Below are 17,356 nucleotides of genomic sequence, written 5' to 3'. Positions count from 1 at the left end.
GAGCGTGGCGGGCATCTCGCGGCCCGTCGCAGCGCCTCTCGACCTCGTGGTGATCCTACCCGTGGCCCGGTCCGGGCACCCGGGTGATTCTAGCCGGCCCGGTCGGACACACCCGCCGCCCGGCTGTTGCGGTCTTCGCACACCTGTCGGGTAGCTTCGGTGACCGGCTCCGCCGCCAGCGGACGCCGGCAGCCATCCGGACCGACGGGAGATCTATCGACATGGGCAGGAAGACGGTGTACGTCTCCGATTTCAGCGGTGCAGTGCTGGACTCGGCGGACGAGCTGGTGCGGATCGTCGTGCTCGAACATCCCGACCTGGTCGCCGGTCCGGTACGGCTGGAGGCCCGGCCGGACGAGGTGGAGAGCATCGACGACGCGGCGCTCGACGTCGCCGTCGTGGAGATCCACGACGGACAGGGCGACGGCGAACCACGTCGGGTGGTACTGACCGCCAGCGAGTTCGACTCGCTCGCCACCGACGTGCCGATGGCCCAGCTGCTGCGTACCGCCGAGCGGGTCAAACCGGCCAAGACCAGCCGCAAGGCCGCCGAGCGGGTGGACTACGCGACCCTGGAGCACGCCGGCAAACCGCACCGGGGCAAGACCACCGACGAGGAGGCCCGGCTGGTCCGCGACCACCTCGACGAGATCAACAAGCGGTTGGCCGACGAAGGGCTGCGCCAGATCGACCCGGCCGATCCCGACCACGCCGAGCGGTACGGCTTCGCCCGCTCGGCCGATCCCGACTGACGCCGCGCTCGCCACCCCAGCTGACCTGACCTGAATTGTCGGTCCGCCTCGGCATACTCCGGTTCGGGCCGGCGACGTCGCCGGCCGGTGACCAGAGGTGACCAGGAGGGATCGATGGGGACACCGCATACCGGAGCGCTGCTCGCGATCGGCACGGAGAAGGGTCTGTTCCTCGCGACCAGCACCGACGACCGGCGCGGCTGGCAGGTCAGCGGCCCGCACTTCGCGATGACCGCGGTGTACGCGGTGGCGATCGACAAACGCCGGGCGGCGCCCCGGCTGCTCGCCTCGGTGGCCAGTTCGCACTACGGGCCCAGCGTCGCGACCAGCGACGACCTCGGGCACACCTGGTCCGAGCCGGAGCAGCCGCCGGTCGCCTTCCCGGCCGACACCGGGGCCACCCTGGAGCGGGTCTGGCAGCTCACGCCGGCGTCGGCCGCCGAGCCCGACGTGGTGTACGCCGGCAGCCAGCCCTCGGCGCTGTTCCGGTCGACCGACGGCGGGGCCAGCTTCGAACTGGTCCGGCCGCTGTGGGAGCACCCGCACCGGCCGCAGTGGGAGGCGGGCTTCGGCGGCCAGGCGATCCACACCGTCCTGCCCGACCCGCGGGACCCGGCGGCCATGCTGGTCGCCATGTCCACCGGCGGCGTCTACCGTTCCGCCGACGCCGGGGCGAGCTGGGCACCCGGCAACACCGGCATCCGCGCGTACTTCCTGCCCGACGAGTGGCCCGAGTTCGGCCAGTGCGTGCACAAGGTGGCCCGGGACGCCGTCGACCCGGACCGGCTGTACGCGCAGAACCACCACGGCGTCTACCGCTCCGACGACGCCGGCGCCACCTGGTCGTCGATCGCCGACGGCCTGCCCAGCGACTTCGGCTTCCCGATCGCCGCCCACCCGCACCGGTCCGGGGTGATCTACACGTTCCCGCTGGTCGCCGACTCGCGGCGGTTCCCGGTCGACGACCGGTGCCGGGTGTTCCGGTCGGCCGACGCCGGTGCCACCTGGCAGCCGCTGAGCGCCGGGCTGCCGCAGCACCCGTACTATCCGGCGGTGCTGCGTGACGCGCTGACCACCGACGACGCGCCGACCGCCGGGGTCTACTTCGGCACCCGCAGCGGGGACGTGTTCGCCAGCCGTGACGAGGGCGATTCCTGGCAGCCGGTCGCCACCGGCCTGCCGGACGTGCTCTGTGTCCGGGCCGCGGTGGTGTGACGTGGTGACGCTGCTGGTGCCGGGCGCGCTGCGGGCGGACAGCGGTGGGCAGGCCCGGCTCTCCGTCGATGCCGACGGCACGCTGCGGGCGGTTCTCGACGAGGTGACCCGCCGCTGGCCGCGACTCGCCCGCCGGATCCGCGACGAGCAGGGCCAGATCCGGCGGTACGTGAACGTCTACGTCGATGGTGCCGACCATCGGCACAGCGGCGGTCTGGACACCCCGGTCCCGGCCGGTGCCCAGGTGCAGGTGATTCCCTCGGTCGCTGGCGGGTGACCCGGCACACGTCATTCCGGGCGGCGGCGCGGGGCATGATCCACTGGTGCCCAGTCTCCTGATCGACCTCGGCCCGTTGCGGGCCAGCGCGCCGTACCGCCGGATGTGGCTCGGCGCCTCGCTGTCCGGCATCGGCACCAGCCTGACCACGGTGGCGGTCGGTCTGCAGGTCTACGACCTCACCGGTTCCACATTCAACGTCGGCCTGGTCGGGTTCTTCGCGCTGGTCCCGCTGGTGGCGCTGGGCCTGTACGGCGGTGCGGTGGTCGACGCGTACGACCGGCGGCAGGTGGTGGTCGCCACCTCCACCGGCCTGCTGCTGGTCGGGGTGGGTTTCACCGGGCAGGCGCTGTTCGACGTCGGCAGCGTCGGACTGCTGTACGGCCTGGTCGCGGCGCAGAACGGGCTGTTCGCGATCAACAATCCGGCCCGTACCGCGATCGTGCCGAGGCTGCTGCCGATCGGTCTGCTGCCGGCGGCGAACGCCCTGTCCAACCTGTCCATGGGGGTGTCCCACACGTTGGGTCCGCTGCTGGCCGGGGTGCTGGTCGGCTGGTGGGGCTACCCGGGCACGTACTTGATCGAGGTGGGGTTGGTGGCGGTGGCCCTGGCCACCCTGGTGGCGTTGCCGTCGATCCCGCCGGAGGGCGAGGTCCGCCGGGCCGGGCTCGCCTCGGTCTGGGAGGGCCTGCGGTTCCTCGGCACCCGGCCGAACGTGCGGATGACGTTCCTGGTCGACCTGGCGGCGATGGTGCTGGCCATGCCCCGGGTGCTGTTCCCGGCGATCGGCGCGACCGCGCTCGGCGGCGGGGCCACCACGGTGGGGCTGCTCACCGCCGGCATCGCCCTCGGCACCATGGCGGCGAGTCTGCTCTCCGGGCCGCTGGGTGCGGTGCGCCGGCAGGGCCTGGCGGTGCTGGTGTCGGTGGCCGGCTGGGCGGTGGCGATCACCGTGTTCGGGCTGATCGTCGTGGCGGCGCCGGGGCCGGGGCCGGGCGGTGGTGCGCATCCGCTGCTGTGGGCGGCGGTGGCGGTGCTGCTGCTGGCCGGCGCGGCGGACGCGGTCAGCTCGGTGTTCCGGATGACGATCCTGCAGGCGGCGACGCCGGACGCGCTGCGTGGTCGGCTGCAGGGGGTGTTCATCGTCGTGGTCGCCGGTGGCCCGCAGCTGGGCCAGTTGGTGCTCGGCGCCACCGCGCAGCTGACCGGTGAGGCGGTCGCGGCGGTCGCCGGTGGCCTGGCCTGCCTGGTGGTGCTGGCGGCGCTGGCCCGCCACCAGCCGACGTTCGCTCACTACGACGCCCGGGATCCCACTCCGTGAGCGGACCTCCGGCACCGGGCACAATGGTCTGCGCCGACCCGAGGGTCCGCACCGGCGAACACCCCCCGTCGGTCCACCCCAGCGCCGAAGGAGCCGCTTCGATGGACAGATTCACCGACCGGGTCGCCCTGGTCACCGGAGCCGCGCAGGGTATCGGGGCCGCCACCGCCCGGCGGTTGGCCGCCGAGGGCGCCACGGTGGCGGTGGTCGACCTGACCGCCGAGCGGGCCGGTCCGGTGGTCGACGAGATCGTCGCGGCCGGCGGCAGCGCGGTCGCGGTCGGCTGTGACGTGACCGACCCGGTCGCCGTCGACGCGATGGTCGATCGGGTGGTGACCGACCTCGGGCGGCTCGACATCCTGGTCAACAACGCCGGGATCACCCGGGACAACCTGCTGTTCCGGATGCCGACCGACGACTGGGACGCGGTGCTGCGCACCAATTTGTCCAGCATGTTCCACTGCTGCCGGGCGGCGCAGCGACACATGGTGCCGACCCGCTACGGCAAGATCGTCAACCTGAGCAGCCGGTCCGCGCTGGGCAACCGTGGCCAGGTCAACTATGCCGCCGCCAAGGCCGGCGTGCAGGGGCTCACCGCCACCCTGGCGATCGAGCTGGGGCCGTACGGGATCAACGTGAACGCGGTCGCACCCGGCTTCGTGGCGACGTCGATGACCGCGGCGGTGGCCGCCCGGATCGGGGTCGACCCGGACGAGCACCGCCGGCAGGTCGCGGAGCAGACGCCGCTGCGCCGGGTCGGCCAGCCGGCCGAGATCGCCTCGGTGATCGCCTTCCTGGCCAGCGAGGACGCGTCCTACGTCAGCGGGCAGACGCTGTACGTCAACGGTGGTGCCCGGTGATCCGGCCCGTCGCTCACAGCTCCCGGTAGGTGGCGTGGTCGAAGTCGGCGTACCCGCCGTCGTTGCCGATGTCCTGCACCCAGAGCCCGACGAAGGCGCCGGTGAAGCCCCAGGCCTCCGGCTCGCCGTCGGTCATCCGGGCGGCGTACTCGTCGGACAGGATGGTGGCGTCCAGCTCGATCGGCAGCTCGCGCCAGTGGTCGCCCCGGTGGTAGCCGAACCGCAGCACCGGGCCGTCGAACACCACCCGCAGCCCGAGCCGCGCGACGTCGGTGACGTCGACGCTGACCTGCGGGTGGGACTGTCGGCGGCCGCTGTCGCAGCTGAGCAGCTGCAGCTCCTGACGACCGTCGTCGGTGCGGGTCAGGTAGGCGTAGTGCCAGTTCTCGGTGTTGTAGTAGCCGGTCACCCCGGCGAGCTGGCGGGGGGTGGCCGCGCGGAACTCGACGAGCGTCTCGAAGACGCAGTTCGGTGCGGTCACCCGGCGGGCGACCAGGCTGGGGCGTTGCCGTCCGACCGGGGACTGGCCGCCGACGATCCGCAGGTGTGACGGGCGGCTGGTCAGGTCGGTCCAGTCCGGCCCGGCCGGTCGGCGCAGGGTCGACCAGCGCGGGCCGAGGGTCGCGGCGTCGAAGTGGTCGGTGGACGGCTCGGCGGGCCAGGGGTGCGCCGGCAGGTCGGGGGCGGGCACCTGCTCGGCCGGGATCTGGCCGGCGACCCGCGGCCAGCCGTCGGCGGACCAGTCGACCCGCTGGATCGCGGTTTCCCGGCCGAGGACGCACCGCCCGAGTGGGGTGTAGGGCCGACCGACCAGGTGGGCGAGGTACCACTCGCCGCGCTGGGTCTGCACCAGGCTGCCGTGCCCGGCCTTCTGCAGGGCCAGTTCGGGGCGGCCGACGGAGGTGAGCATCGGTCCGGCGGGGTCGGCCTCGTACGGCCCGAGCAGGGCGCGGGACCGGGCGACGGTCACCTGGTGCTCCCAGCTGGTGCCGCCCTCCGCGGTGACCAGGTAGTACCACCCGTCGTGCCGGTAGATGTGCGGTCCTTCGGTGAGCCCGGTCGGCGTACCGGTGAAGATGGTGACCGGGTCGCCGACCAGCCGCCGGGCGTCGCGGTCGTAGCGCTGGATCTCGATGCCGCCGAACCGGTCGCGCCCCGGCCGCCAGTCGGCGGTCATCGCCAGCAGCCAGGTGCTGCCGTCGTCGTCGTGGAACAGCGACGCGTCGAAGCCGTGGGCGTGCAGCGGCACCGGGTCGGACCACGGGCCGTCGATCGACGGGGCGGTGATCAGGTAGTTCTGCGGGTCCCAGTAGCCGCTGGCGAAGCTGGCGACGTCGCTGTAGACCAGGTGGAACAGTCCGTGTGCGTACGTCAGGTCGGGTGCCCACACCCCGCACGAGTCCCCGGCACCGGTCAGGTCCAGCAGCCGTCGTTCGGTGAGGATCCCGTCGAGCGGGCGCCAGTGCACCAGGTCCCGAGAGTGGTGCAGGGTCACTCCCGGGTACCACTCGAAGGTCGACGTGGCCAGGTAGTAGTCGTCGCCGACGCGCAGCACCGACGGGTCGGGGTAGAACCCGCGCAGCACGGGGTTGGTGATGACCCGGGCCGAGGTGGCCACGTCGGTCGTGTCGGTCGGCATCGGTGGTCCTCCGGGCTCGGCTCTCGAAAGCTTCGGCAGTTTTCCGGAAAGTATGCCACCCGCAGAGGCTTCTGCGGTCCGTTGACGACGGTCGTCGTGTGGAAATCGGGTCTTGACCGGGCGGTAACGCCGTCGTAGCGTGCGCAACGTCACCAATTCATGGCGTTCCGCAGGTGAAATTTTCGGTGACACCGGTCGATTGCTCGGCATCCAGCGGTGGGTGGGGACCACGCTCGCCGCTTACCTGAGGGGACGGCACATGGCGACACCGATCCACCTTTCCCGCCGTACGCTGCTGAGCCTCGCCGGCCTCGGAGCCGGCGCGGTCGCGCTCGGCGGGTGCGGCGACTCCGGAAGCGACAGTGCGGGCATCGAGTGGTGGCACATCCAGAACACCGACCCGATGCTGCCCGTCTGGGCGGCGTTCGCCGAGGAGTTCCAGGCGCAGAACGAAGGCGTCGGCATCACCATCACCCCGCTGGAGAACGAGGCGTTCAAGGCCAGGCTGACCACGGTCACCCAGGCCGGCGACCCGCCGGACATCTACCACACCTGGGGCGGCGGCGTGCTCCGGCAGCAGGTCGAGGCCGGGCTGTGCCAGGACATCACCGATGCGGTCGCTCCCTGGCGGGACATCCTGCAGCCGGCCTCGACGCTGCCGTACGAGATCGACGGACGACTTTACGGCGTCCCGTTCGACATCGGCATGGTCGGCTTCTGGTACAACAAGGCGCTCTTTGCCGACGCCGGCATCACCGCACCGCCACAGACCTGGGCCGAGTACCTCGAGGTCGTCGGCCGGCTCAAGGCCGCCGGGATCACCCCGATCGCGCTGGCCGGCGGCGAGAAGTGGCCCGGCCACTACTACTGGGCCTACCTCGCGATGCGCATCGGCGGCATCGAGGCGCTGAGCCGGGCGGCCGAGGACAACAACTTCACCACCCCGGCGTTCATCGGCGCCGGCGAACGGCTGGCCGAGCTGGTCGCCCTCGAACCGTTCCAGGAAGGCTTCCTCGGCGCGTCGTACGGTGAACCCGACGGCCAGGCCGCCGCGATGGGCAACGGGGACGCGGCGATGGAGCTGATGGGCCAGTGGGCCCCGGCCGTCCAGGAGGAGGCCTCCGGCGTCGAGGGCGGGATCGGCACCGACCTCGGCTTCTTCCCGTTCCCGGCGGTCGACGGTGGTCAGGGATCGGCCTCCGACGCGTTCGGCGGCGGCGGCGGGTTCGCCATCGGCCGCGACGCCTCGCCGGACGCGATCCGGTTCCTGGAGTTCATCAGCCAGGTGGACAAGCAGCGCCGGGCCGCCGCCACCGGCGCGTTCCTGCCGGTCACCATCGGCGCCGAGGACGCGATCGAGGACCCCAACCTCGCCGCCGTCGCCGAGACCCTGGCCAACGCCAGCAACTTCCAGCTCTACCTGGACCAGGCGTACGCCCCGGCGGTCGGCCAGGAGGTCAACGACCGGGTCGCCGAACTGATCGCCGGGCAGATGACCCCGGAGCAGGTCGCCGAGGCCGTCACCGTCGTCGCTCAGCGCTGACCGGCGACGATGGACCGTAACCTGAGACGTCGCCGGATCAGCGACCGGATCACCATCGGCCTGTTCCTGCTGCCGGCGCTGGTGCTGTTCGGCGTGCTGGTCGTCGCCCCGATCCTGGTCGCGGCGTACACCAGTCTGTTCCGCTGGAACGGGTTCGGCGGCCTACCGACCGACTTCATCGGCCTGGACAATTTCGTCCGGCTGCTCGACGACCCGGTCTTCATCGGCGACCTGCGACGCGGGGCCCTGCTGGTGGTGCTGTCGGTCACCGTACAGCTGCCGCTCGCGTTGGGGCTGGCCCTGCTGCTGAACCAGAAGCTGCGCGGCCGGGCGGTCTACCGGGTGCTGTTCTTCGCCCCGTACGTGCTGTCCGAGGTCATCACCGCGGTCCTGTTCGACATGGTCTTCAGCCAGAACCGGGGCCTGGCCAACCACGTGCTGGCCCTGGTCGGGCTGGAGAGCCTGAGCTCGACCTGGCTGTCCGATCCGTCGACCGTGCTGTACTCGGTGTTCCTGGTGATGACCTGGAAGTACTTCGGCTTCCACATGATCCTGCTGCTCGCCGGCCGACAGAACATCCCGCGGGAACTGCACGAGGCGGCGGCGACCGACGGCGCCGGCGGCTGGCAGATCTTCCGGCACGTCACGCTGCCGCTGCTGGCCCCGACCATCCGGATCTCGATGTTCCTGGCCGTGATCGGCAGCATCCAGCTGTTCGACCTGGTCTGGGTGCTCACCGGCGGTGGTCCGCTGAACGCGTCCGAGACCATGGCGGTGACCATGTTCCAGTACGGGTTCCGGCGCTTCGAGGTGGGCTACGCCAGTGCGATCAGCATCGCGATGTTCCTGATCAGCCTGATCTTCGCGGTGCTGTACCAACGCTTCATCCTGCGCCGCGACCTCGAAGGAGCGATGACCACCATGGGGGATCAGCGATGAGCGCCCCGACCCGTACCGCACGGCCCCGGCCGCAGCGGGCAGCCCGGGGCGGCGACCGGGTGTCGCGGCTGCTCGGCCCGGCCCGGTCCCTGTCGTTGCACACCGTCTCGATCATCGTCGGGCTGATCATCGTGGTCCCGATCGTCTTCGCGCTGCTCGGCGGGTTCAAGGACAACCGCCAGCTGTCCAACAGCCCGTTCGGTCTGCCGTCGCCGTGGATACCGGAGAACTACCTCGAGATCCTCGGCTCCGGATCGTTCTGGCGGCAGCTGTTCAACAGCACGCTGATCGCGCTGGCCACCGCGGTGATCGTGGTCGGGGTGGCGGCGCTGGCGTCGTTCGTCTTCGCCCGGTACGCGTTCCGGGGGCGGGAACTGCTGTTCCTGTTCTTCACGATCGGGCTGATGTTCCCGTTCGCGGTCGCCATCCTGCCGCTGTTCATCCTGCTGCGCACCATGGGTCTGCTGGACAACCCGCTCGGGGTGATCCTGCCCCAGGCCGCGTTCGGCCTGCCGGTGACGATCATCATCCTGCGGTCGTTCTTCCGGGCGATACCGGGGGAGCTGGAGGAGTCGGCGATCCTCGACGGCTGTACGCCGTTCGGCTTCTTCTGGCGGATCCTGCTGCCGATGGCCCGGCCGGCGATCGCCACCGTGTCGGTGCTCGCCATCGTGGCCAGCTGGAACAACTTCATGCTTCCGCTGGTGGTGTTCAACGACCCGAACTGGTGGACCATCCCGGTGGGCGTGCAGGAATTCCAGGGCCAGTACGCCGACGACAGCGCCAAGGTGCTGGCGTACGTCGTGCTGGCGATGGTCCCGGCGCTGGCCTTCTACTCGATCGCCGAACGTCAGCTGATCGGCGGCCTCACCGCCGGTGCCACCAAGGGCTGAGCTGGTGCCACCAAGGGTTGACCGGGCGACCAAGGGCTGACCGGGCGACCCGGATGATCGCCGCGCGGTGACGATAGTCCCGCCGACCTGGCCGGTCGGCGGGACAAGCCGGCCCCGGGGGTGGTTGTTCCGGCCGCCGGCGGTTGGTGAGACTGCGTGATCATGAGTCGTCGCAGTCTCGTGACAGTCGTGGCCGCCGTGGTCACCGTCCTCGCCGTGGCCGTCACCGTCACCCTGGTGGTGCTGAACCGCCCCGGCGAGCCACTGACCGCGAGCGACCCGGCGGCCGGGGTGACCGTCCGGGTGGACGGCTCGTCGGTCGACGGCCGTGGCGCCAGCCTGCGGGTCGGTGTCGCCGACGACGCTCCGGGCTTCCCGGAGCCGAGCATGATCACCCCGCTCGGTGAGGTGGCCAGCGTCGAACTCGACGGCGGCGAGCTGACCGGGCCGGCCACCATCACCTTCGACTATCCGGCGGACGCCCCGGTCGACGACATGTTCATCGCCGTCTACGTCGACGACTGGGGGCAGTGGCTACCGCTCGGCGGTGACGTCGACGCCGACGCCGGCACCATCACCACCCAGACCCGGCACTTCTCCCACTGGGTGCTCGCCGCCTGGGACGAGGAGGAGACCGCCGCGCAGGCGGCCCTGGCGCTGCAACGCGAGATCAACGCCAACCGGTACGTCGCCGGAATCGCCGGCATCCTGTCCGTACCGCCGCCGTTGGAGTGCCGTTACCAGGCCCTGCCGGTCCGGGTCGAGCTGGACAACTTCGTCCCCGGCCTGGAGACCTGCGCGACCTTCCACCCCGATCGCGACGGCACCTACCAGTTCAGCATCGGCAACACCGTCGGCTACCCGCTGCTGCTGGAGTTCCCGCCGGCGCTCACCGTCGAGACGGCCCCGGACTCGGGCACCGGCCCGACCGGGCGGGACAACATCTACACCGCGTTGATCGAGGACGTCCGGACGCTGATGGGCGACACCGCCGTGGTGCTCAGCTCCGGCACCCGGGTCACTTTCCGGCTCGACCCGGCGAAGCTGCCCGAGTCCGGCACGATCACCCTCAGCGCCCGGCTGGACTACGGCCACGTCCTGCTGGACGCCTCCGGCCTGCTGCTGCAGCTGCTGCTGCCGCTGAGCCCGGACAGCAGGGCGCTGCAGATGTGGCGGCAGTCCGAGAAGTACCTGCAGACCGCCGAGTGCATCCTCACCGAGAGCATCAAACTCGGCCGGATCATCGGCAACCCGACCGGCAACGACATCACCGGCTGGGTGCTGTCCGCCGCGAACGCCTACTACGAAGGCGTGGTGCGCTGCGCCGAGCAGATCGTCGACTTCGTGCTGAAATTCATGGAGAAGCCGGCGGAGACGTACGTCGAGGGGATCTTCAACGCGATCAGCAACAGCCTGGGCGGCCTGGTCAAGCGGCGGTTCGACGCGGTGCTGGCCGTCTGGCGCAACGCCGGGGCGATCCGGGAACTGCTCTCCGGCACGGTGGAGCTGGCCCGGCAGAGCTTCACCGGCGACAGCGGCCGGCGGTCGGCACGGCTGACCGTCACCGATCCGCCGCTGGACCGGCTGCACGAGGTGGTGCCCAGACCGGGTGACGGCAACTACCGGGCCGGCACCGGACCGACCGACTTCGTGGTGACGCAGGAGAGCCAGTTCGCCCCGTTCGGCCCGTTCCGCGGCTGCCCGGGGGACCCGGAGTGGCAACTGGACTGGAGCTCGACGCCGCACGGTGTCGGCTACCTGTACCTCGGCGGGGCCAGCGACCTGATCAGCGCCCAGGTGCAGGTGTCGCACGTCCCGGCCGGGCAGCGGGCCGCCGTCGAGGAGTATCTGCGGCAGTTGGGTTCCGTCCAGTGCCGCGCCGAGCGCACCGCCGCCGACTACACCGAATACGGTCCGGTGGTGACCGCCAAGGACTACCCGGCGGTCACCCTGGTCTGGAACGCGGTGGAACAGACCCCGGACTACCAGGCGGCCGGCAGCATCTGGTGGGGCTTCGACCCGCGTACCGGCTATCTGCTCAAGTTGCAGACCCAGCCGTTCGACAACCCCGAGATGCCGATCGGTGAGGTGACCGAGCACAGCGAGACCGCCTGGTACTACCTGGTGAAACGGGCCGAGGCGATGCTCGGGACCGGGCTGGCGCCGGCATCCTGACCGGTCAGGTCCCCTGTGGAGAAGTGGTGTCCACGGTAGTCTCTGCCGGGTGACGAGCATCCTGGTGCCCTACCATCTCGACGAGTACCTGCCTGAGCTGGACGTGCCGGGGTCGGCGGAGACGACCGTGATGCCGTCGCTGCCCGACGGCACCCGGTGGGCGCGGATGGCCTGGCTGTACGGGGCGGTCGCGGTGACCGTCGCCGGTACGGTGTCCGCCGGGCACCGCCCGCTGGTCCTCTCCGGCGACTGCACCACCGCCCTCGGAGTGGTGGCCGGTCTGCAACGTGCCGGCGTCGACCCGACGGTGGTCTGGCTCGACGCCCACGGCGACCTGCAGTCCCCGGAGACGACCAGCAGCGGCTACCTGGGCGGGATGCCGCTGCGGCTGCTGACCGGTCACCGCCGCGACCTGATCGCGACGGCGCTGGACCTGCGGCCGGTCGCCGAGGCCGACATCGTGCTCGCAGACGGCCGGGACCTCGACCCGCCGGAAGCCGACCAGCTGCGGCGGTCGGCGATCCGGCACCGGCCGGTCGGGGACGTCGCCGACGCGGTCGGTCAGCTGCCGGACCGGCCGATCTACCTGCATCTGGACGCCGACGTCGTCGACCCGGTCGAGCTGCCCGGGCTGCGCTTCCCGGCACCGGGCGGCCCGCACCTGGCCGAGGTCGCCGACGCGGTGACCGCCGTGCTGGACACCGGGCGGGTGGCCGCCGTCGGCGTCGCCTGCACCTGGGACCCGGGCCACGGCGCAGCCGGCCGGCTCGGCCCGCTGGTCAAGGAGATCCTCCGCCGGCTGTCGTGACACCGCCGGCTGGCCTGACGTCGCCGGCTGTCCTGACTTCGGCGTCGGCGACGGCGGCCCGCCAGCCACCGGCGGCGGTGACGTCGACCGCGTCCCGTACGCCGTGCTCCTCGGCGAGGAAACCGGTGACCCGGCTGCCGTCGTCGAGTTCGACCGAGCCGAGCCCGAGCGGCGGCGGTACGGTGCCGAGCAGCGCGCCGACCGCCTGGTGCGGCAGCCGCCACACCTCGACGGCGATCCCGCCGGCCGGTCCGTCACCGGTGCGGACCAGCCCGGGGCGGGGCAGCCCCGGCCCGACGAGCCGGTAGAGCCGGTAACCGGGGGCGGTCCGGGCCCGGTAGGCCAGCCGCCCGCCCAGCTCGACGAGCTGCGGGTTCAGCGGCAGCCCGGTCAGGTGTGCGCCGGCCACCGCCACGGTGGTCGTCCCGGTCGGCTCGTCGGCCGGGGTGGTCACCGACTCGCCGCACCAGAGCGCGGCCAGGTCGAGCAGCGGCGCGTCGGCGAAGGCCGGGGCGACGAACTGGACACCGAACGGCAGCCCGTCGGTGCGGGCCCCGGCCGGTACGGCGACCGCACACAGGTCGAGCAGGTTGACGAAGTTGGTGAACTGGCCCAGCCGGGCGTTGACGCCGACCGGGTCGGCGGCGACCTCGGCCAGGGTCGGGTGGCCGGGGGTGACCGGCAGCAGTAGTGCGTCCACGTCGGACCATACCTGCTCGGTGCGGCGGCGCAGCGCCGCGAGCCGGTCCAGCCCGGCGAAGACGTCCGGCCCGGCGATGTCGCGGCCCCGCCGCACGATGGCCCGTACCGTCGGGTCGAGGTGCGGGCCGTCCGGCTCCAGCAGGTGCCCGAACGCGGCCCAGCGGGCGGCCAGCCACGGCCCGTCGTAGAGCAGCCGGGCGGCGGCCAGGAACGCGGTGACGTCGACCTCGACCACGTGCGCGGCGACGGTACGCAGCCGCCGCAGCGCCGCCCGCCAGGCGGTCTCGTGCACCGGGTCGAGGTCCAGCGGCCGGTCCGGGACCGCGACCACCCGCATCCGGTCGGCGACCCCGTGCGGCGGCTGGGTCGGCACCGGCCGGGACCACGGGTCGTCGGGGTCGGCCCAGGTGAGGGCGGCGAGCGCCGGTCGGGCTTCGGCGACGGTACGGGTGAAGGTGGTGACACAGTCCAGTCCGGCGCAGGCGGGCAGCACGCCGACCGTGGAGACCAGCCCCCGGGTCGGTTTGACCCCGACGATGCCGTTGAAGGCGGCCGGTACCCGGCCGGAACCGGCGGTGTCGGTGCCCAACGCCAGCGGCACCAGTCCGGTGGCGACGGCGAGGGCGCTGCCGGAGCTGCTGCCGCCGCTGACGTGCGCGGCGCTGGCGACGCTGTGGCAGGCGCCGTACGGGCTGCGGGTGCCGACCAGCCCGGTGGCGAACTGGTCCAGGTTGGTCTTGCCGATGACCACGGCACCGGCGTCGGTCAGCCGGCGTACCGCGGCGGCCGACGACGCGGCCGGCCGCTCGGCCAGGGCCGGACAGCCGGCGGTGGTGGGGTGCCCGGCGAGGTCCAGGTTGTCCTTCACGGCGACGGCGGTGCCGGCCAGCGGGGCGTCCGGGTCGACCCGGCCGGCGGCGTCGTCGACCTCGGCCGGGTCGAGCAGGGTGATCCAGATCGGCTGGGCAGGGTCGGCCGCCAGCTGTGCGGTGCGGGTAGCGGCGGCCACGCCGTCCGGTGCGGTCGATGTCACGGGGGATACCTCCGGTGGCGCCAGGGGTACGGCCGGTGCGGGACCGGGGCGCGCGGTGGGGCGCGCCAGACCGGCCGTACCCCTGGCGGGTCGGTCAGGACGACGGAATCTGGCCGACGACGCCGTCGACGAAGTAGTCGATCGACTCGATCGTCTGGTAGTCGGGGATGGTGCCGGCGGGCACCCGCACCTCACCGGCCTGGTCGACGACCGGCCCGGCGAACGGCGAGCCGTCCTCGGCGCTGATCTTGGCCTTGGCCTGCTCGACGAGGTCCTTGGTCTCCTCGTCGACCGCCGGCCCGTATGCCGACTGTACGAACGGGTTGTCGCCGGTCTTGAGCCCGACCCGGAAGTTGGCGTTGTACTCGCTGCCGGTGAACTCACCGTCCAGGATGGTCTCGACCATCTTGGTGTACAGCGGCCCCCAGTCCCATTCGGAGCCGGTGAGCCAGCCGGTCGGGGCGAGTTCGCTGGCGTCGGCGTGGTAGCCGACGGTGTAGGCCCCGGCCGATTCGGTGGTGCGGATGATGGTGGCGGTGCAGTCCTGGTGCTGGCTGATCACATCGACGCCCTGGGAGAGCAGGCTGCTGGTGGCCTCGGCCTGCTTGGCCGGGTCGCACCAGCTGGAGGTGTTCACCACGTACGTCTTCGCGTCCGGATTGACCGAGACGGCACCGAGCTGGAAGGCGTTGATGTTGTCCAGGGTCTGCGAGATCGGGAACGCGTACACGTACCCGAGTTTGTTGGTCTTCGTGGTCTTTCCGGCGACGATGCCGGCCAGGTAGACCGGCTCGTAGACGGTGCCGAAGTAGGTGCCGAAGTTCGGCGGCACGTCGCCGTCGACGAGGTTGCCCTGTTGCAGCACCACCACGTCGGGGTTGGCGGCGGCGACCTTGAGCGCCGGGTCCTTGTGCCCGTACGAGGTGGCGAAGATGATCTTCGCGCCCTTGCGGATCATGCTTTCCATCACCCGGGTGGCGTTGTCGTCCTCCGGGACGTTCTCGGCGGTCAGCACCTCCAGGTCCGGGTACGCGGCGGCGACGGCCTGGCTGCCGGCGTACGCGGCCTGGTTGTAGCCGTAGTCATCCTTGGGCCCGACGAAGATGAACCCGATCGCGGTGCCGCCAGTGCCCGGTGCCCCGGCGGACTCGTCGGTCGACGCGGCGGTGGTGTTGGTGGCGCAGCCGGCCAGCAGCAGTACGGCGGCCAGCGCGGCGGTGGCCGTGGCGGCCAGCGCGCCGCGACGGGTCAGTCTTCGGATGCTCATCTGGGGTTCCTCCGGTGATCTATTTGGCGGGGGTCAACTCGAAGACCCGGGACAGTCCTTCGGGGGCGGCGTTGCTGCGTCGGCGGCCGAGCAGCACCAGCGCGGCGATGGTCACCAGGTACGGCAGCGCGTCCAGGGCGAACTGGTTGAAGCCCAGGCCCCGGGCCTGCAGGGCGGGGGAGAGGGCGAGTGCGGCACCGAACAGGTACGCCCCGCCGACGGCCCGCAGCGGATGCCAGGCGGCGAAGATGACCAGGGCGACGGCGATGAAGCCCCGACCGGCGGTCATGTTCTCGAACCAGGCGGTGGCGTACGCGGTGGACAGGTGGGCGCCGCCGACCCCGGCGAGCAGGCCACCGGTCACCACGGCCAGGTAGCGCACCAGTTGCGGCGAGTGCCCGTACGCGGTGAGCACCTCGCCGCGTTCGCCGGCACCGCGGATGGTCAGGCCGACCCGGCTGCGGTACAGCAGCCACCACAGCGCCGGGGCGAGCAGGTAGGAGCCGTAGACGAGCGGGTCGTGCTGGAAGAAGATCGGCCCCAGCCAGGGGATGTCGGCCAGCAGCGGGATCGGGTACGGCTGGAACGGGCTGATCGCCCGGCCGACGTACGCGGCCCCGAACATCGAGGTCAGCCCGAGGCCGAGGAAGAGCACGACGAGGCCGGTGGCCAGCTGGTTGGCGGCCCGGCCGAGCACCATCACCGCGTGGACCAGGGCGAGCAGGCCGCCGGCGGCGGCACCGGCCAGCACCCCGGCCCACGGGCTGCCGGTCTCGGCGGTGACGGCGTAGGCGGCGAGCGCGCCGGTGAGCATGCTGCCTTCGGTGCCGAGGTTGATCACCCCGGCGCGTTCGGCGATGGTCTCGCCGAGGGCGGCGTAGAGGATGGCGGTGCCGCCGCGCACCCCGCCGGTGAGGACGTCGACGATCACTTCTTGCTCCTTCGGGTGAAGCCGAGCACGACCAGCAGCACGATGGCCATCAGCACGTTGACCGAGGCGGCCGGCAGGTTGGCGTCGATCTGCAGGCTGTCGCCGGTCATCGCGATCGCGGCCAGCAGCAGCGCGGCCAACGCGACCCGCAGTGGCCGGTGCAGCGCCAGCCAGCTGGCCAGGAAGCCGACGTAGCCGAAGTTGGCGGTCATGCCGGGGCGCAGCTTGAACTCCGTACCGGCGAAGTGGACCAGCCCGGCCAGGCCGGCGAGCGCGCCGCCGACGAGCATCGAGGTGACCAGCAGGGTGCCGACCCGCAGGCCGGCGCGGCGGGCCGCTTCCGGGTTGCCGCCGACGACCCGCAGCCGGAATCCCCAGCCGGTGCGCGACATCAGCCACCAGATGCCGACCAGCGCGATCCCGGCGACGACGATGCCGGTGTTGAGGGTGCCGCCGGGCACGAACAGTGGCAGCCGGGCGGTGTCTTCCAGCGGCCGGCTGGCGGGTTGGCCGAAGCCGGAGGCGTCCTTCCACGGGTCGTAGATCAGCAGCAGCATGATGTCGATGGCGATGAAGTTCATCAGCAGCGTGGTGATCGCCTCGTTGACCTTGACGGTCAGCCGCAGGCCGGCGGCGATGCCGGCCCAGGCCGCGCCGCCGACCATCGCCGCGACGACCATCAGGGTGAGCACGACCGGGCCGGGCAGGCGTTGGTCGGTGACCAGGCCGACTCCGGCGGCGCAGACCGCGCCGATCACGATCTGGCCCTCGCCGCCGACGTTGAGCAGACCGGCCCGGGCCGGTACGGCGACCGCGAGCGCGGCCAGCACCAGCACCGAGGCACGCACCAGGACGGTCTGCGCCTGGGCCGGGTCGGCCAGCGACGTCAGCATGTCGGCGTACATGGTCAGCGGGTCGACGCCCTTGGCGGCGGCGAAGGCACCGAAGATCACCGGAGCGGCGAGTACGGCGACGACGACTCTCGGCCACATCTTTGCTCG

At 71.9% G+C, this 17,356-nt stretch carries 15 protein-coding genes; 10 read left to right on the top strand and 5 right to left on the bottom strand.

Features of this window, described 5'->3' with window-relative positions; genetic code table 11:
* The first annotated feature begins 221 nt into the window (after nucleotides 1-221).
* From O7629_RS19615 to O7629_RS19595, 5 genes are all read left to right on the top strand, one after another.
* On the top strand, nucleotides 222-752 hold the full coding sequence (locus O7629_RS19615; RefSeq protein ID WP_278170910.1) for a hypothetical protein: 531 nt from the start codon (nucleotides 222-224) through the stop codon (nucleotides 750-752).
* A gap of 114 nt (nucleotides 753-866) precedes the next feature.
* A complete protein-coding gene (locus O7629_RS19610) occupies nucleotides 867-1,967 on the top strand; it encodes an exo-alpha-sialidase (RefSeq protein WP_278170908.1) in 1,101 nt (366 codons plus the stop codon).
* Between the two features lies 1 nt (nucleotide 1,968).
* The gene (locus tag O7629_RS19605) at nucleotides 1,969-2,244 is read left to right on the top strand and encodes a ubiquitin-like small modifier protein 1 (RefSeq protein WP_278170906.1); all 276 of its coding nucleotides are present in this window, start codon (nucleotides 1,969-1,971) and stop codon (nucleotides 2,242-2,244) included.
* 46 nt (nucleotides 2,245-2,290) lie between these two features.
* Nucleotides 2,291-3,565 (top strand): MFS transporter, encoded by a 1,275-nt coding sequence (locus O7629_RS19600; protein WP_278170905.1) that lies wholly within the window; start codon nucleotides 2,291-2,293, stop codon nucleotides 3,563-3,565.
* A gap of 101 nt (nucleotides 3,566-3,666) precedes the next feature.
* On the top strand, nucleotides 3,667-4,425 hold the full coding sequence (locus O7629_RS19595) for a beta-ketoacyl-ACP reductase (RefSeq protein ID WP_278170903.1): 759 nt from the start codon (nucleotides 3,667-3,669) through the stop codon (nucleotides 4,423-4,425).
* Between the two features lie 13 nt (nucleotides 4,426-4,438).
* Here the strand turns inward: O7629_RS19595 and O7629_RS19590 are convergent, their stop codons facing one another.
* Entirely contained in the window at nucleotides 4,439-6,064 is a 1,626-nt protein-coding gene (locus O7629_RS19590; RefSeq protein WP_278170901.1) for a glycoside hydrolase family 43 protein, read from the bottom strand.
* A 259-nt stretch (nucleotides 6,065-6,323) separates the two neighbouring features.
* On the opposite strand from O7629_RS19590, the gene O7629_RS19585 reads away from it, so the two are divergent.
* From O7629_RS19585 to O7629_RS19565, 5 genes are all read left to right on the top strand, one after another.
* Nucleotides 6,324-7,607 carry an extracellular solute-binding protein gene (locus O7629_RS19585; protein WP_278170900.1) on the top strand — a complete coding sequence of 428 codons (1,284 nt, stop codon included), beginning with the start codon at nucleotides 6,324-6,326 and terminating at the stop codon, nucleotides 7,605-7,607.
* A 9-nt stretch (nucleotides 7,608-7,616) separates the two neighbouring features.
* On the top strand, nucleotides 7,617-8,546 hold the full coding sequence (locus O7629_RS19580; RefSeq protein ID WP_278170898.1) for a sugar ABC transporter permease: 930 nt from the start codon (nucleotides 7,617-7,619) through the stop codon (nucleotides 8,544-8,546).
* Entirely contained in the window at nucleotides 8,543-9,439 is an 897-nt protein-coding gene (locus O7629_RS19575; RefSeq protein ID WP_278170896.1) for a carbohydrate ABC transporter permease, read from the top strand. The genes O7629_RS19580 and O7629_RS19575 overlap by 4 nt, the downstream gene beginning before the upstream one ends.
* A 162-nt stretch (nucleotides 9,440-9,601) precedes the next feature.
* Nucleotides 9,602-11,614, top strand: coding sequence for a hypothetical protein (locus O7629_RS19570; RefSeq protein WP_278170894.1), 2,013 nt, complete (start codon nucleotides 9,602-9,604; stop codon nucleotides 11,612-11,614).
* A gap of 49 nt (nucleotides 11,615-11,663) precedes the next feature.
* Nucleotides 11,664-12,422: an arginase family protein gene (locus O7629_RS19565; protein WP_278170892.1), complete on the top strand. Its 759-nt coding sequence runs from the start codon at nucleotides 11,664-11,666 to the stop codon at nucleotides 12,420-12,422.
* On the opposite strand, the gene atzF is transcribed toward O7629_RS19565, so the two are convergent.
* The 4 genes from atzF to O7629_RS19545 form a co-directional block, all read right to left on the bottom strand.
* Nucleotides 12,394-14,157 (bottom strand): allophanate hydrolase, encoded by a 1,764-nt coding sequence (atzF, locus tag O7629_RS19560; RefSeq protein ID WP_278170890.1) that lies wholly within the window; start codon nucleotides 14,155-14,157, stop codon nucleotides 12,394-12,396. The genes O7629_RS19565 and atzF overlap by 29 nt on opposite strands.
* A 94-nt stretch (nucleotides 14,158-14,251) precedes the next feature.
* On the bottom strand, nucleotides 14,252-15,424 hold the full coding sequence (locus O7629_RS19555; RefSeq protein WP_278170888.1) for a BMP family ABC transporter substrate-binding protein: 1,173 nt from the start codon (nucleotides 15,422-15,424) through the stop codon (nucleotides 14,252-14,254).
* Nucleotides 15,425-15,443: 19 nt separating this feature from the next.
* Nucleotides 15,444-16,355: an ABC transporter permease gene (locus O7629_RS19550; protein ID WP_278170887.1), complete on the bottom strand. Its 912-nt coding sequence runs from the start codon at nucleotides 16,353-16,355 to the stop codon at nucleotides 15,444-15,446.
* Nucleotides 16,352-17,347 (bottom strand): hypothetical protein, encoded by a 996-nt coding sequence (locus O7629_RS19545; RefSeq protein ID WP_278170886.1) that lies wholly within the window; start codon nucleotides 17,345-17,347, stop codon nucleotides 16,352-16,354. Before O7629_RS19545 ends, O7629_RS19550 begins: the two co-directional genes overlap by 4 nt.
* Nucleotides 17,348-17,356: the final 9 nt, after the last annotated feature.

It is taken from the genome of Solwaraspora sp. WMMD792, assembly GCF_029626105.1.
Classification (GTDB): domain Bacteria; phylum Actinomycetota; class Actinomycetes; order Mycobacteriales; family Micromonosporaceae; genus Micromonospora_E.
The sequence above is the reverse complement of the archived record's forward strand: the minus strand, read 5'-3'. Positions and strand labels throughout refer to the sequence as shown.